Source organism: Hamadaea sp. NPDC051192, assembly GCF_040682475.1.
GTDB classification, from domain to species: Bacteria; Actinomycetota; Actinomycetes; order Mycobacteriales; family Micromonosporaceae; genus Hamadaea; species Hamadaea flava.
The window spans coordinates 20,122-34,690 of the sequence record NZ_JBFBAZ010000055.1; the positions used below are offsets into that span (position 1 = coordinate 20,122).

The following is a 14,569-nucleotide window of genomic DNA, read 5'->3' on the forward strand; positions in this document are numbered from 1 at the left end:
GTGTGGCGTCAGCACCGCCGCGACCGGCGGGCGGCCCAGACGGCGGCTACGCCCATGAGCAGCATCGCGAAGCCGAGCAGGACCAGTCCGGCGAAGCCGCCGACCGGGAGCCCGGTGAGGCCGGTGTCCGGTAGGGGGCCCGGCGCGGGACCGGCTGCCCATAGCGCGTACAGGATGAGGTCGCCCTGGATCGTGCCGACGGTCAGGCGGGCGTACGCCGGGTCCGGCTCGGTCGCCACCGGGTTGAGGGACCAGCCGAGGAAGGCGGTACCCGGGCCGGTGAACGTGAGGTCGGACGCGCCCGGGTAGGTGATCTTCGCGCCGACGACGGCGTCCCAGCTCACCTGTCGCCGGGCGCCCGCGTTCTCGGCGAAGGTCACCGTGCGGGTGCCGGTCGTGTCGGCGTACGCGGCGATCATGGTCACCGCGGTGCCGGGGATCGGGATGGTCTGACCGGCCTGGTAGAGCCCGTCGACGGAGCCGGCTTCGGTCCGTCGGCCAGCCCGGGGCTGGTCGCTCGCTCGCCAGCCGACGAAGACCTCCGGGCCGCGGCGCAGTGCCGATCCGTCGGCGACGATGGCGCTGGCACCGGCGTTGTAGCGCAGCGGGTCGATCGGGACGGTGCCGGCGGTGTCGCCGTCGCCGTCGTAGGTGATCGGGAACGGCGACCCGGTGGGTTGCTTCCAGCGTGCGTACAGATCCAGGTCGCCGGCGACCGGTGCGTCGAAGTCGTACGGCACGAAGAACCCGGCGCTGGTGCGCTGGTACCACCCGAGGAACGTCGACCCGTCCGGGCGGGGCGGCAGCGGCGTCGGCTGGGTGGCCAGCGCCTGATCCTGCACGGTCTGGGTGAGGTCGGCGATCGGCTCGGCGTCGCCGGGATCGGCGAAGAACCGCACCGTATGCGGATTCACGAGCCACTTCGCGAAGAGCACGAGATTGCTCGGCGGCATCTGGGCGGTCGCGAAGTCGAACGACTCGGCGAAGGCCGAATCGGTGTACCAGCCCAGAAACACGTCGTCGCCCCGGGTCGGGTCCGGCGGCTGCGTACCGGCGAGCGAAGCCTCGTACCGGATCCCGGTCACGGGTGCGATGGCGGTGCCGCCGCCGGTGTCGAAATGCAGGTCGTACGCATTGCGGCGGTAGAAGTTGAACCGGTGGGTGAGGTTGGTGTTTCCGCTGTCGTTGAGCTGGTAGAAGCGCTCCAACGTCGTGTTGTACTGCGAATAGTTGCCGATGTTGCCGGGAGAGTCGCCGTACCCGACGTAGGACGTGAAGCCGTCGATGACCCCGGCGACCTGACGATCGCCGGTCTGCGCCCAGAGCCACCGGGCGTGGGCGTCCGCGAAGACCTGGGCGCCGGCCGGAATGTCGACCAGCACGGTGCTGGCGTTGTTCTCGTACAGCCGGGTGACTTTCAGCGGTGAGATCGGCGCGCCGTCCTCGTCGTACACGGTCTCCCCAGCCGGGGTCGACTGGTCGAGCATCTCCGTATACGGGTGCAACTGCGTGCGGTGCTGCGAACTGGACAGTGCCCACCGGGCCGTCATCCTGGTGGTCCGGGCGGTGAGGTTCACGCCGCCGGAGTCCGCGCCCGCCCCCGTCTGCGAGGCTTGGAAGACGACCACATTGATGGACTGCGGACCCCACCCGCGGAGTACGCAGTCCATCAGCCCGGTTCCGGCGTTGACCGCCTTCACAAGCGAGACGGTGCCGTCGTCGGAGAGCGTCACCGGTGACACGTCGAGCGCGTGGACGTCGAGGCCGATCTTGACGCGTACGGAGAAGGTGCCGAGCTTGCGGCCGTCGGCCGGCTGTGGAGACGGCGTCTGGTAGACCAGCTCGTCGCCGACGGTCATGGACACGTCGTACCCGGCGGGCGCGGTGGCGGTGGTGCACCGGAAGTTCGTGCCCGTCGCGCCCGGCGTGGTGAGCGGAAAGTCCAAGCGCCACAGCGCGCGCGTGAAGTACACGTTGACGACCGTCGAGCCGTCGCCCTGCACCACGACGTTCTGGTCGCTGCGGGTCAGGTCGACGAAGACCAGCGGATCCGGCTGCACCCCGGCCGGGTCCACCTGCGCGCCGATGAGGGCGACGACCGCCGCCGGCACGGTGGTCTTGTCGGTCGGCCCGTCGACTGCCGAACCGGCCGTCGCCTGCTCGGTGTCGGCGATCAGGAAGTGGAAGTTCGCGCGGTCGGCGAGCTGTGCCGAACTCAGTGCGCCGACGCCGGGACCCCAGTCGGGTGGCGCGCCACCGCCGTCGGTCCACACCGGCGCCGGGTAGTCGTCCGGCACCACATTGGGGCGCTCTAGCCAGTAGCTCACGTGGTAGTCGACGGGCCCGCCCTGCCAACCGGCGTACAAGGTGGTGTCGGTGGTGATCGGGAAGGTCGGCGGGACGGTCGCGGCGCGGTCGGCGTACCAGTCGGTGAACTGATAGCCGATCCGCGTGGGAACCGGCACGGCGGCGAGATCGGCCTGGGTGAACTCGGTCTTGGGCGCGACGACGGCGACCGGTTCGACCAGGGAGCCGTCGGTGCGGAAGGTGACCGCGAAGCCGCGTGCGATGAGCGGCCGGAGCGTGAGGTTGCCGGTCACAGGCGCGTCGAAGTCGTAGGGCGCTTGCGTGGGATCGTCGGCTCGATACCACTTCCCGGTGAACACCAGACTCGAACCGAGGTCCGGCACGTCCGGGGAGACGCTCCCAAGTGGATCCCCCCGGGTGACCTCGACGGTGCTGAGCACCGAGTCGGCCCCGGCCGCGCCGGGTGGCTGTGGCGCGAGGAACTGAACCACCCAGGTGTCGGCGAAGCGTGCGGTCACCGTGAGGTCGCCGGTCACCACCGTCGACTCGAACTCGAACGGCACACCGTCCACGAACCAGCCCGCGAAGACGCCGTCGGCCGCCGCTGGCGCGGGCTGGCGCGGGCAGAGCCCGCCGTCCGGCACCTGCACCCGCGCGAGCACCTTCCCGGCCGACACGAAGGTCACCGTGTCGACCCCCCAGACGCCCGGGGTGTCCGCGTCACCGACCGGGGCCGGTGCTGCGGAAGCCGGGATGCCTGCGGCCAGCCCCGGCACCAGCGACAAGAGAACGACGAGGACCGTGAGGAAAAGGGGACACCAGCGAGTACGCCGTGCGCCGCCCAGCTGCCAGCCCATCCGATCCCGTCCTTCCGGCGTACGCTGCTCAACTCGCGTAGCCTATGGGGCATATAGGGATTTTTCGGACAAGCAATGCGCGTTTGGCGCGGGTATCTCAGATCTAGTGAGGCGAGCGGCGGGCCAAACGTTCGCCTTCGGCATGCCACCAGGCCGGTGGCGAAGGTCCGACGATCCTCGACATCGGCTGATCAGGATGAAGGCCGAGCGTACGCAAAGCTTCTGCCCGCACTTCGATGCGATACCAGCCGTGCCATCGGCCGTCCGAACCCGGGCCGCAGGCCAGGCCGATGAGAATGTCGTTGTTTCCGAAGGGCATCCAGTCGATGCCGCGATCACGCAGTCAGGCGCGGACGAACTCCATCGGGCGCGCGTTGCCCGGCAGGTTCTCGTAGGACGCGAGGGTGATCCACTCCTCGGCAGGCTGACTCATGCGGCAATGATGCCAGCCTGAGTCAGTTCGTCAACCGCATAGCCGTCGTCTGGCGGCTATTGGTCGGTGGGCCGGGAGCCTCTACCGTAGGCGCGTGCCGTATTTCGATGGAGCAATGCGATGAGCAGCGGTCTCGCGGTGGCCGTACGCGAACTGCGGCACCTGCCGCCGGTATGGCGGGCGCCCCGGCGGGATCCGGCGGTCACCCGGCGGCTGGCCCTCGACGGGATCAACGAGATGCTGGCCTACTGCCGGGCGAACGTCGCGTACTTCGCAGCCTATCCGGCCGCGCTGACCAGCCTGGACGAGCTGGCCGACCTGCCGACGCTGACGAAACGGCAGGTGCTCGACGCCGGGGTGGAGGCGTTCTACGCGCCGGTCGGGGAGTACCGGACCGACGTCACGAGCGGGACGACCGGTACGCGGCTGAGCATCCGTCACGACGTCAGCGCGTACGGGTATCACGGGGCGACCGTGTTGCGCCGGTTCCTGCGCTCGGGCTACCGGCCGTGGTGGCGGATCGCCCACATCAAGCCGTTTCCCCGCCCGGTTCGGTGGTTCCAGCGGCTCGGGTTGTTCCCGCGAACGGTCGTCGGCGCGGGGCAGGCCGAGGCCGAGATCGCTCGCCAGGTGCTGGCCGTGCGGCCCAACCTCATCATGGGCTACCCGGTCGTGCTGCGGGCGATCCTGCGCAACCTCGACGACGACCAGCTGGCCCGGCTGCGCCGGTCGCTGCGGATGGTGATGACCGACTCCGAGCTGCTGACCGACGAGGTGGCTCAGGTGCTGACCGACCGGTTCGGCGTACCGGTGTTCGACGAGTATTCGGCGTACGAGGTGCTGACGGTGTCCACCGGCTGCGCGGCCGGCGCCATGCACGTGGACGAGGATCGGGTGTGGCTGGAGATCCTCGGCGACGACGGGCGGCCCGCGCCGGACGGGACCGTCGGGACGGTGGTGGTGACGCACTTCCGGGAGCGGGCCATGCCGTTGCCGCGCTACCAGCTCGGTGATCGCGCGATGATCCTGCCGGGCGAATGCTCGTGTGGCAACCGTTTCCGCCGGATGAAGCTGGCCGATGGGCGTACCAACGCGTTCATCACGCTGCCCGGCGGTCGCCGGGTCTACAGCGGGGTGTTCCTCTCGCTGGCGATGTACGCCCCCGGCGTGGCCGAGTGCATGATCCGTCAGGACGCGGCCGGGGTCATCACCGTGCACCTGGTGCCGGAGGAGCCGACCGACGCCGGGTACGCCGCTGCGATGCGCTCCTTCGAGGCGAAGTTCGCCGAACTGGTCGGGGCGTCGGTGGAGCTGCGGTTCGCGCGTACGGATCGGATCGAGCTGACTGCCGGCGGCAAGGGCCGGTTCGTCGAGTCGGAGTTCAGCCCGGCTGCTCCGGAGCCGGCCGACGTCGCGGAAACGCGGGGATGAGCACCTGCCACTGACGCGTCGTCTCGTGCCCGAGACGCTGTTTCTCGGCGAGGCTGCCCTGGCCGCTGAGGAAACCGCGGCGCCCGGTCTCGATGCACCAGCGGGACAACTCGGCGTTGCTGTGGAACCACAGGTCCTTGCGACCGCCGTCGGCCAGGTCGAGGCTGCCCCAGGCGCTGGAGACCGGTAGGTCGGGATGGTCGAGGATGGTGTGCACGGCCAGCAGCCGCCCGGCCAGGTCCCGATAGGTCCGCAGGTGTACGCCCGGCGTGCCGACCTGGGCGGCCGCCACCGCCTCGGACAGGTAGCGTTTGCGCAGCCAGCGCCGGGTGTGATGCCGGTCGACCACCAGGTTGACCAGGCGACGCAGGTCCGTCGCGGTGACCGGAATGCTCAGTTCTCCGTCCATCGTGGATTCGACGACGAGATCGGTGTCACGGCCGAGCCGGTTGTACACCGGGCGCAGCGGACCCCGGCGGCGGCCGAGGGAGTGGGCGTATGCGTCGAAGTCGGCGAACCGGTTGGCGAAGTGCGCCATCGGCACGCCTTCCCGGACGACGGCCGGACGACGCAGCACCGCCGGGAGGGTCTCGGCGACGATCTGCCGGAGCAGTACGCCGTGAATTCCGCGTACGTCGGTCAGGACGGCGTCGACGGCGTCGCCGAACGCCTCGGGTCGTTCGGTGACGATGCCCGGAAAGCAGCTGGTCGTCAAGCTGTCGATGTCCAGGATCCCGGCGACCGGTTGCCGTCCGCGGCCGAATCGTGGGCCGATGAAGCGCCCGGTCACGAGCCCGGCGACGTCAGGTCCATCGTGGAGCGTCGCGATGAGCGCGGTCTGCCGGCCGCCGGCCGCTGCCGCGCGTACCAGCGGCCAGGCCCAGGCGACGCCGAGCCGGTTCTTGTCGGCGAAGTCGGCCCAGCCGTCGGGTTCGACATCACGCTGTGGATCGTGGCGGCGCACTGTGAGACCCTGATGCACAGCCATATCTTTGCATGTGTGGCTCGAACCCCGTGTATGGCTCGAACCCAGGGACAATGATGACCCGCCTGCCCCACCGTATTCCGATTCTGCCCGTTCTGGCCAATGTGGCGACCGCTCGTGCGCGCGACCGTGCCCGGCCCGAGCGGATCGCCGAGCTTCAAGCCCGTCTGCTGACCCAGCTGGTACGCCATGCGGCGGCCACCGTCCCGCACTACCGGGAGGTCTACGACCCGGCGGTGGTGGCGGAATTCCAGGGACCGCAGGATCTGTCGAGGCTGCCGTTGCTGGACCGGGCGACCGTCAACGCCCTCGGCCCCTCGGGCGGCCTGCTCGCGGCCGGGCACACGGCGGAGTCGACCCGGATGGCGAGCACGAGCGGGTCGACGGGGCATCCGGCGACGTTCTACTACTCGGAGCAGGACCTCGGCTACCTGCGGGCCACCTTCCTCTGGGACCTGCTCGCCTGCGGGATGCGCCCGTGGGACCGGGTCGGCTACTTCCGCGTGTACGGCTTCCGCAAGCATCGGCTGGAACGGCTCGGCCTGGCGGGCAACGTCCACGTGGACACCAGCAAGTCCATCGCGGAGCAGGCGGACGCGGTGCTGGCCGGCCGGCCGACGATCCTGTGGGGCTTCCCGTCGATGATCGCGGCGGTCGGCGCGGAGCTGCGCCGCCGGGGCATCCGTTACCCGCACGCCCGGGTGATCGTCTTCGCCGGTGAGTCGACGCTGATCGGCGGGCGGACGGAAGCACTGGAGTACTTCGGGGCCACGGCCCACGAGACGTATGCGTCGGTGGAGGCGTACACGATCGCCCGGACCTGCTCGCGGGGCAACATGCACCTGCGTTCGGGCGACGTCGTGGTGGAGGTGATCCGGGACGACGGCTCGGTGACGCTGGCCGACGGGGTGGGCGAGATCGTGGTCACGCGGCTGCACGCCGAGGCGAATCCGCTGATCCGCTATCGGCTCGGCGACCGGGTCGAGATCACCCCGAACGACTGCGACTGCGGCACGTCGCACATGCCCATCCTGCGGTCGGTGCTGGGCCGGGTCGAGGACCGCATCGAGACCAAGGACGGCGTACTGCGCAACGGCAACTTCATCGCCTCGCTGATCTATCCGCTGAGCCGCGAAGGGCGGCTGCTGCGTATCCAGATGGTCCAGGAACGGCCCGGCGAGCTGCGGCTGCTCGCGGTCGCCACCGACGGCGCGGAGGCAGAGGTGGAGCGGCAGTTGCGGGCGGCGATCGCGCCGGCGGCGAGCCAGTTCGACCTCGACGTGGCGATGGTGGACACGATCGCGCCGGAGCCCAACGGCAAGATCCGCCTCGTGAAGCGGCTCTGACATGACCATTCGCGTGATCGGCGCCGGCCTGGCCGGGGCGACTGTCGCACATCTGCTGCACCAGGCCGGGCGGCGCGTCGAGGTGCTGGAGGGCGACCCGACGTGGGGCGGCCAACTGCGTACGGCCAGTGCGGGCGGCATCCTCTACGAACCGGCCGGGGCGCACATCTTCCACACCTCCGACACGGCGGTGTGGCAATTGGTGACCGGCCTCGTCGAGATGCTGCCGTATCGGCATGCGGTGCGTACCGAGGCGTTCGACCGGGTGCTGAGCTGGCCGCCGCAGCTGTCGGAGCTACGAGAACTGCCGCAGTGGGCGGCCGTGGAACGCGAACTCGCGAGCCGTCCGGCGGTGCCTCGGGCGGACAACTTCGAGTCGTGGTGCGTCGGGCTCATGGGCGAGACGCTCTATCACGAGTTCATCGAGGGCTACACCCGCAAGCAATGGGGTGAGGACCCGAAGAACCTGACGGCGGCGTGGGCGCCCAAACGCATCGAACTCCGCGAGGACGGCTATCGCGACCTGTTCCGCGACCCGCATCAAGGCTGGCCGAGCGGCGGCTATCCCAAGCTTCTGGACGCCTTGCTGCGTGCGGTGCCGGTGGTCATGGGCCGGCGGGTGACGATCGACGACTGGGAGGACGTCTGCGCCGGGGCCGACGCGATCGTGGTCACCTGCGCGCTCGACGAGTTCTTCGCCTCGCACCTCGGCGCGCTGCCGTGGCGCGGCGTACGGCTGGTCAACCACTATCTGCCCGGCGTGGACCACGTGCTGCCGTGCGGCGTGCTCAACACGCCGAGCCCGCTCAAACCGCATACCCGCGCCATCGAGACGAAGTGGATGAGCGGCCAGACCGAGCCCGGAACCGTGGTCAGCTACGAGTATCCGGGCGCGCCCGCCCGCCACTACCCGATCGACGACGTGGCGGGGGCGAACCGGGCGCTGGCCCGGCGTTACCTCGACGAGTTGGCGGCGCTGCCCGGCCCGCCCCGGTTCGTCGCGGGCCGGCTGGCCACCTACACCTACATCGACATGGATCAGGTGATCCGGCAGGGGATCAATACTGCTCGGCGGGTACTGGAGGCGCTGGGGTGACGGCCGGCGCGGCTGCGTCGAACCGATCGACCCAGCGGCCCAACGGTGCGACGAGCACGACGATCGCGAGCACCAGGTGCACGGCGCAGAACACGATCGCCACGGTCGCGCTCGGCGGCCCGCCCACGAACACCGCGATGTGCGACGCCCACTTCAGGCGCTCCGGTCGCGGCCCGTCCCAGTCCGCCGTGAAGTAGTAGGTCAGGTCGTTCAAGCCCGAGATCAGGACCAGGATGCCCGCCAGTCCCGCGCGCAACGTGCGGCCTGCGGTCGCGCCGCCCAGGCGGTACGCGAACAGCACCGCCAGTACGGTGAACGCGTTCACGAAGATCGTCCACTGGTACAGCTCTGGGAACGCGGCGTCCTGGTTCGGTGATTCGGCGTACCCGAAGATGTTATGGACGTTGAGCGTGTCCACGACGCCCATGTAGCCCAGGAGCAGCGCCCCGACGAGGGCCAGGCTGAGCCCGGGGTGCTGGGGGAAGAACGCGATGGCGACCACCGCGCAGAGCAGAGGTGCTGTTTTGAACAGCACCTCGCCCACGTTGTCGATGGTGCGGTCGGCCGGCAGCACCACCATGATCGCGTAAGCCAGCGCGGCGCCGGCCACCGCGGGCACGAGCCAGAACCAGCGCCGCATCATTTCTGCGTCCAGAAGGGACCGAGCGCGAGCGCGTCCATGTCGGTACGCAGGTAGCACGAGACGGCCTCGGCCGGCGTGCAGACGATCGGCTCCTCGTTGTCGTTGAAGGACGTGTTCACGACCATCGGTACGCCGGTCAGCTCGTCGAAGCGCGTGATCATCCGGTAGTAGAGGGGATTGTCCTCGGCCGAGACGGTCTGCACCCGCGCGGTGCCGTCGGCGTGGGTGATCGCCGGGACGCGGTCGCGCTGGTGCTCCAGGACGTCGAAGACGAGCAGCATGACCGGGGACGGATAGCCCGACGCGAAGTACTCGCCGGCCCGTTCGACGAGGCAGGACGGGGCGAACGGGCGGAACGGCTCGCGGTGCTTGACCTTCTCGTTCAGCCGGTCCTTGGTGTCCTTGCCCCGCGGGTCGGCCAGGATCGAGCGGTTGCCCAGGGCACGGGGGCCGCATTCCATGCGGTCCTGGAACCAGCCGACGATCTTCCCGTCGGCCAGACCCCGGGCGGTCGCCACGGCGATGTCGTCGGTGCGCTCGTACGCCAGCCCGGCGTCGGCGAGCGCCTTCTCCATCTCCGCCTCGGAATAGCTCGGGCCGAGGAAGATGTAGTTGCCGGTCGGCCGGGGAGCGCCCTGCGTGACGGCCACCTGGACGGCCGCGCCGAGCGCCGAGCCGTCGTCGGCGGCGGCGGGCTGGGCGAAGAACTCCTCGAAGGGCGTCTCCAGGAAGATGCGCCCGTTCATGACGCTGTTGAGGGCGACGCCACCGGCCGTGACCAGGTTCGTCTCCCCGGTGTGCTGCTGAAGCCAGCGGGCGACGTGCAGCCCCGCCTCCTCCAGCGTCGCCTGGAGCCCGTACGCGATGTCGGCGTAGTGCTGCGGGACGGCGTCACGCGTACGCGGCCGGGGCGGGCCGAACCGTTCGAGGAACTTCGGCGCCATCTGGTGCTTGCCCGTGGCGTGGTGGCGGAACCAGCTCAGGTCCAGCTCGTACCGGCCGTCGGGCAGCAGGCGCACCAGTTCCTTCATCGCCTCGACCTGGGTCGGCTCGCCGTACGCGGCCAGCCCCATGACCTTGCCCTCGTCCCGGGTCGGGTGGAAGCCGAGGTAGCTGGTGACGCAGGCGTACAGGGCGCCCAGGGAGTGCGGGAACTTGACCCGGCGTACGTCGCGGATGCGGTCGCCCTCGCCGACGGCCAGGTAGGTCGACGTCCCGTCGCTGCCGATGCCGTCCCACGTGATGATCGCCGACCGGTCGAACGGCGACAACAGGTACGCGCTGGCGGCGTGGGACAGGTGGTGGTCCACGAGGTGCACCTGGAACTTGACCGCGCCGGTGTAGCCGACCGCGTCGCAGACGACCTGCTTCATCGTCAGCGACCGCTTCAGGTGCAGCAGGAGCGCGCCGCCGACGTTGTAGTCGTCCGAGTGCTGCTGAATGCCGCCTGACCGCATGGTCGCGGTGAGCCCGCTGGCCCGCCCGTCATAGGTGCCGGCGTCGTTGCGGAACACGGCGAGGGTGGCCGGCAGGTGCCGGACGAAGTGACCCAGCGCGTGCTGGACCTCCTTGCGGGCCTGCCAGAAGTACGCCACATGATCCACGTCGCCGAGGGTGATGCCCTCCATCGACAGGCACTCCTGGATGGCCTTCGCCGGGAAGGTGCCGTCGTGCTTGACGCGGGATATCCGTTCCTCCTCGACAAAGGCCACGATGCGACCGTCGCGGACGAGCGCCGCCGCCGAGTCGTGGTGCTGGTTGATGCCGAGAACGTACATGGCGGCGTACCCCGATCTTCGTCGATAGGTCGATTGAGTGTGCCAAGCCGCCGCGAGATCGACAACCCTCCGATTTGACGCATTGGTATGTACGACTAGAAGGCGACGCCTTGTTGCCAAAGCGCTGGAGGCCGTGGCAAGGTGTCGACACAGGCCGATTCGTCGACTTAGACATCCACATGGCGCGATGCTGTAGTCGACCGGGATGGCGCGACGCGGCGCCAGAAGGGTGGCCCGCTGTGCGGGGACGAGATCGACCGGAAGACTTCGCCGTGACCGTCGTGGTGCCCTGCCTCAACGAGGCCGACAACGTGGACGCCGTCTATCAGGAGATCGTCGAGGAGCTGTCCGGGTACGCCGGCCTGGAGGTCCTGTTCGTCGACGACGGCAGCACCGACGCCACGCTCGACCGGTTCCGGACCCTCGCCGAACGCGATCCAGCGGTGTCCTACCTGTCCTTCACCCGCAACTACGGCCTGGAAGCGGCCTTCTCCGCCGGTTATCGGTACGCCCGCCACCCCTGGTTGCTGCACCTGGACGCGGATCTGCAGTTCCCGCCGGCGGAGGCGCACAAGCTGATCGCCAAGGCGATGGAGGGCTACGACGCGGTCTTCGGCATCCGCGTCGACCGCCAGGATCGGCTGCTCCGGCGGCTCGCCAGCGGCCTGCACGAGGTCATCTCGCGGCGGCTGCTGCGCATCGACATCCCGTCCGGCGGCACGAGCTTCCGGCTGGTCCGCACCGAACTGGCTCGCCGGGTCGTCGACCTGCGGCTGGGTACGCCCTACTTCATGGCCGCCCTGCCCCGGCTGACCCGCAACTGGACGACGACGCCGACCGCCCATCGCGCCCGCCGCGGCGGCGAACCCAAGGTGACCGTACGCGGACTGGCCCGGCACGCCGTCGAGCTGTTCATGTCGTACTCGGTCCGGCCGATCACCTTCGCGGGCGTACTCGCCCTGTTCACCAGCCTCTGCGCGCTGATCGGGGCGATGCTGGCGGTGCTCAGCCACCCGTCGGCCGCCGTCCTGACCGGGATAGCGCTGTCCGGCGGGCTGCTGAGCCTGGCGGTCATCGCGCGCTACCTCGTGCACATCGCCCGAGGCCATCCCGGCACGCCGCAGTTCCTCATCGAGGAGGCGAACATCCCGGTCCGCGACGAGGACCGCCTGTACGCCGCCGCCCCGCTGACCGGCCAGGTCTCGATCATGGAGCACGTCTCATGACCACCCTCGCCGTGCTCGGCGGCGCCGACGGAGCGATCACCACTCTCGTCACCGCGCGCAGATTAGGCCTGACCACCGTCTGTGTCGACGCCCGGACCGACGCCCCCGCCGTCGGGTACGCCGACGAGTTCCTCAACGTCAGCACGCGCGACGTCGACGAGCTGGCGAGGCAGCTGGGCCGCCGGGCCGACCTGGCCGGAGTCGTGTCCCCGGCCAGCGACGTCAACCTGCCCGCGCAGTATCGGCTGGCCGAGCGCCTCGGACTGCCGAGCGGACTGTCCCCGCAGGCCTTGCGGGCCTCGGTCGACAAGGGCTACTTCCGCGACGTCTGCGACGGCCTCGGCCTGCCCGGACCGCGCTTCGCCCAAGGCTCCGCAGCCGCCGTACGCGCAGCGGCGCGGGATCTCCGGTTCCCGGTCATCGTCAAGCCGACGGACTCCAGCGGCGGTCGCGGCATCAGCCTGTGCACCGCACCGTCCGATCTCGACGAGGCGATCAGCGCGGCGGTCGCGTACTCGGCGTCGTCGGTCGTCATCATCGAGGAGTTCCTGGAAGGCGATCACTACGCCGTCGAGGCGGTCGTCGCCGACGGCCGGGTCGTCCTGTTCGGACTGGGCGCGCGCAGGTTGACCGAACCGCCGCACTTCGTGACCATGGAGCACACCATGCCGGGCGGCGATCCCGCGCTGGTCGCGCGCTGCCGGGCGATCGTCGAGCAGATCGTCGCCACTCTCGGCTACGCCTGGGGTTCACTCAACGCCGACCTGCTCATCGACGCCGACGGGCAGATCGTCGTCATCGAGATGGGCGCCCGCCTGGGCGGCAACGGTTCCGCCGAACTGCTCGGCCTCATCCACGGCGTCGACGTCACCGCCGCGTACGTGACCGCCGCCGTCGGGCAGCGACCCGACCTGACCGCGACTGCGAACGGCTGCGCCGCGATGCGGGTTCTGCGAACCGCCGAGGCAGGCAAGCTCGTCGCTGTGCACGGGCTCACCGAGGTACGCGCGCTGCCCGGCGTCGTCGACCTCATCCTGGCGGCCCAGCCCGGCGACCACGTCGAACCGTACGCCCGCGCCGGAGCCAAACTCGGCTATCTGCTCGCCCGTGCCGACGATCAGCCCAGCCTGGAGCGCGTCCTCGCCGACGTGGACGCCCTCCTGCGTATCGAGGTCGAGCCGGTGGCGTGACAGCCGTGCTGCCGCGGCCACGCATCGTCGCCGCACTGCTCGCCGGACGCGGGGCCTACCGGATCGCCACGTACGCCGGTGGCCTCGCCCTGCTCAACCTCTGGGGACCGGACGACTTCGCGGCGTACGCCACCGCCGTCGGAGCGCTGGCCTGGCTGACCCAACTCGTGTCCAGCGGACCGGAGAAGGCGGCCCTGAACCTGGTCCCGCTGCGCGGCGGAGCCGGCCTCGCGCAGTTCTTCCGAACCCTCGTCGTGAGCGCGCTCTGCCTTTCTCTCCTCGCCGGCCTCTTGTCCGGTGCCGGCCGCTACGGGGCCGCCGGGGTGGTCGCGGTCGGCGTCGGGAGCGCGACCGTGCTGGTCGCGCTCTACCGGCTCAGCGGGCAGCCGCTCGCCGACAGCCTCGGCTTCTTCGGCCTCGCCGCGACCTACGCGCTCGCCGTCGTCGCCGCGTATCTCGGGGCTGGTCCGCACGACGTCCTGCTTTTGCTCGGTGCCGGAACCCTCGCGGTCAACGCGGTCCTGCTCGCCCGGCTCCGCCTGCCGGCCGCCCCGCCGTCGACTGCGTCCGACGCTGCCGCTCCACCCGCAGCGGCCGGAGCGCAGGCTTCCACGCCGCCAGATGCTGCGGTCTCCGGGGCTGAGGCGCAGGCTTCCGCGTCGCCGGAGGTTTCCCGGGCTGCGGCTCTCCGGGCGGTCGCCGTCCTCGGCACCGCCGACATCCTGGGCGTCCTCGGCGTCTCGGTGCTCTACCTCGCGTTCGCCGCCGCCGACCGGCCCGCGGAGACGAGCCTCTTCTACCTGCTGGTGGTCGTCTCGGCGGCGGTGTCGACCGGCTGGGGCTACCTGCTCCGCCTGGCCCAGCCCACCGTCGCGCTCCGCATCGAGCGCGCCGGCGAATCCGCCGCCTGGTCCGCGACCCGCCGCAGTCTGATCTGGACGATCGGCCTCGGCCTTCCCGCCGCGATCACGGTGGGCGTCCTGGGCCGTTCGGCGGTTTGGGCCTACGTCGCACTCACCATCGAGATCCTGTTGTACGCCGGGAACGCCGTCTCCGCCCTACTCCTGGAAGCCAGCGGCGCCCGAGGCCGGCGCTGGTCGGCCGCCGCCTCGATCGGTCAGCTCGCCGCGGTCGCCGGCACCGGCTGGCTCCTGGTCCCGCCGGCCGGAGCCACCGGCGGCATCGCCGCCCTCATCGCCGGCGAGCTGGCCCGGGCACTGCTCATGCTGGCCCTGACCCGGCGATCCGGAGAACCCGCGACCCTTCCAGCGGCGTGA

10 protein-coding genes are annotated in these 14,569 nt (G+C 70.4%); 6 read left to right on the forward strand and 4 right to left on the reverse strand.

The window, feature by feature from the left end:
* Nucleotides 1-8 precede the first annotated feature (8 nt).
* Nucleotides 9-3,164: an InlB B-repeat-containing protein gene (locus AB0M47_RS23005; protein WP_363417200.1), complete on the reverse strand. Its 3,156-nt coding sequence runs from the start codon at nucleotides 3,162-3,164 to the stop codon at nucleotides 9-11.
* Nucleotides 3,165-3,717: 553 nt separating this feature from the next.
* Between AB0M47_RS23005 and AB0M47_RS23010 the strand changes: the two genes are divergently transcribed.
* Complete coding sequence (locus AB0M47_RS23010; RefSeq protein ID WP_363417203.1) at nucleotides 3,718-5,028, forward strand: hypothetical protein; 1,311 nt, start codon at nucleotides 3,718-3,720, stop codon at nucleotides 5,026-5,028.
* On the opposite strand, the gene AB0M47_RS23015 is transcribed toward AB0M47_RS23010, so the two are convergent.
* Nucleotides 4,979-6,010: a hypothetical protein gene (locus AB0M47_RS23015; protein WP_363417205.1), complete on the reverse strand. Its 1,032-nt coding sequence runs from the start codon at nucleotides 6,008-6,010 to the stop codon at nucleotides 4,979-4,981. The genes AB0M47_RS23010 and AB0M47_RS23015 overlap by 50 nt on opposite strands.
* A gap of 59 nt (nucleotides 6,011-6,069) precedes the next feature.
* Between AB0M47_RS23015 and AB0M47_RS23020 the strand changes: the two genes are divergently transcribed.
* Together AB0M47_RS23020 and AB0M47_RS23025 are read left to right on the forward strand one after the other, a co-directional pair.
* Complete coding sequence (locus AB0M47_RS23020) at nucleotides 6,070-7,359, forward strand: hypothetical protein (protein ID WP_363417208.1); 1,290 nt, start codon at nucleotides 6,070-6,072, stop codon at nucleotides 7,357-7,359.
* Nucleotide 7,360: 1 nt separating this feature from the next.
* The gene (locus AB0M47_RS23025; RefSeq protein ID WP_363417211.1) at nucleotides 7,361-8,455 is read left to right on the forward strand and encodes a UDP-galactopyranose mutase; all 1,095 of its coding nucleotides are present in this window, start codon (nucleotides 7,361-7,363) and stop codon (nucleotides 8,453-8,455) included.
* On the opposite strand, the gene AB0M47_RS23030 is transcribed toward AB0M47_RS23025, so the two are convergent.
* Nucleotides 8,418-9,095, reverse strand: coding sequence for a hypothetical protein (locus AB0M47_RS23030; protein ID WP_363417214.1), 678 nt, complete (start codon nucleotides 9,093-9,095; stop codon nucleotides 8,418-8,420). The two genes, AB0M47_RS23025 and AB0M47_RS23030, sit on opposite strands and share 38 nt — an antisense overlap.
* Nucleotides 9,095-10,876 carry a carbamoyltransferase C-terminal domain-containing protein gene (locus AB0M47_RS23035; RefSeq protein ID WP_363417217.1) on the reverse strand — a complete coding sequence of 594 codons (1,782 nt, stop codon included), beginning with the start codon at nucleotides 10,874-10,876 and terminating at the stop codon, nucleotides 9,095-9,097. The genes AB0M47_RS23030 and AB0M47_RS23035 overlap by 1 nt, the downstream gene beginning before the upstream one ends.
* A gap of 239 nt (nucleotides 10,877-11,115) precedes the next feature.
* On the opposite strand from AB0M47_RS23035, the gene AB0M47_RS23040 reads away from it, so the two are divergent.
* From AB0M47_RS23040 to AB0M47_RS23050, 3 genes are read left to right on the forward strand one after another with little or no spacing between them, the layout of a single operon-like run.
* A complete protein-coding gene (locus AB0M47_RS23040; RefSeq protein WP_363417220.1) occupies nucleotides 11,116-12,102 on the forward strand; it encodes a glycosyltransferase family 2 protein in 987 nt (328 codons plus the stop codon).
* Nucleotides 12,099-13,292 (forward strand): ATP-grasp domain-containing protein, encoded by a 1,194-nt coding sequence (locus AB0M47_RS23045; protein WP_363417223.1) that lies wholly within the window; start codon nucleotides 12,099-12,101, stop codon nucleotides 13,290-13,292. The genes AB0M47_RS23040 and AB0M47_RS23045 overlap by 4 nt, the downstream gene beginning before the upstream one ends.
* Complete coding sequence (locus AB0M47_RS23050) at nucleotides 13,289-14,569, forward strand: hypothetical protein (RefSeq protein ID WP_363417226.1); 1,281 nt, start codon at nucleotides 13,289-13,291, stop codon at nucleotides 14,567-14,569. The genes AB0M47_RS23045 and AB0M47_RS23050 overlap by 4 nt, the downstream gene beginning before the upstream one ends.

What these genes read in the sequence shown, in the direction of transcription:
- AB0M47_RS23010 (WP_363417203.1), top strand. Translation starts at nt 3,718, where the DNA reads ATGAGCAGCGGTCTCGCGGTGGCCGTACGCGAACTGCGGCACCTGCCG.
- AB0M47_RS23005 (WP_363417200.1), bottom strand. Translation starts at nt 3,164, where the DNA reads ATGGGCTGGCAGCTGGGCGGCGCACGGCGTACTCGCTGGTGTCCCCTT.
- AB0M47_RS23020 (WP_363417208.1), top strand. Translation starts at nt 6,070, where the DNA reads ATGACCCGCCTGCCCCACCGTATTCCGATTCTGCCCGTTCTGGCCAAT.
- AB0M47_RS23030 (WP_363417214.1), bottom strand. Translation starts at nt 9,095, where the DNA reads ATGCGGCGCTGGTTCTGGCTCGTGCCCGCGGTGGCCGGCGCCGCGCTG.
- AB0M47_RS23045 (WP_363417223.1), top strand. Translation starts at nt 12,099, where the DNA reads ATGACCACCCTCGCCGTGCTCGGCGGCGCCGACGGAGCGATCACCACT.
- AB0M47_RS23025 (WP_363417211.1), top strand. Translation starts at nt 7,361, where the DNA reads ATGACCATTCGCGTGATCGGCGCCGGCCTGGCCGGGGCGACTGTCGCA.
- AB0M47_RS23035 (WP_363417217.1), bottom strand. Translation starts at nt 10,876, where the DNA reads ATGTACGTTCTCGGCATCAACCAGCACCACGACTCGGCGGCGGCGCTC.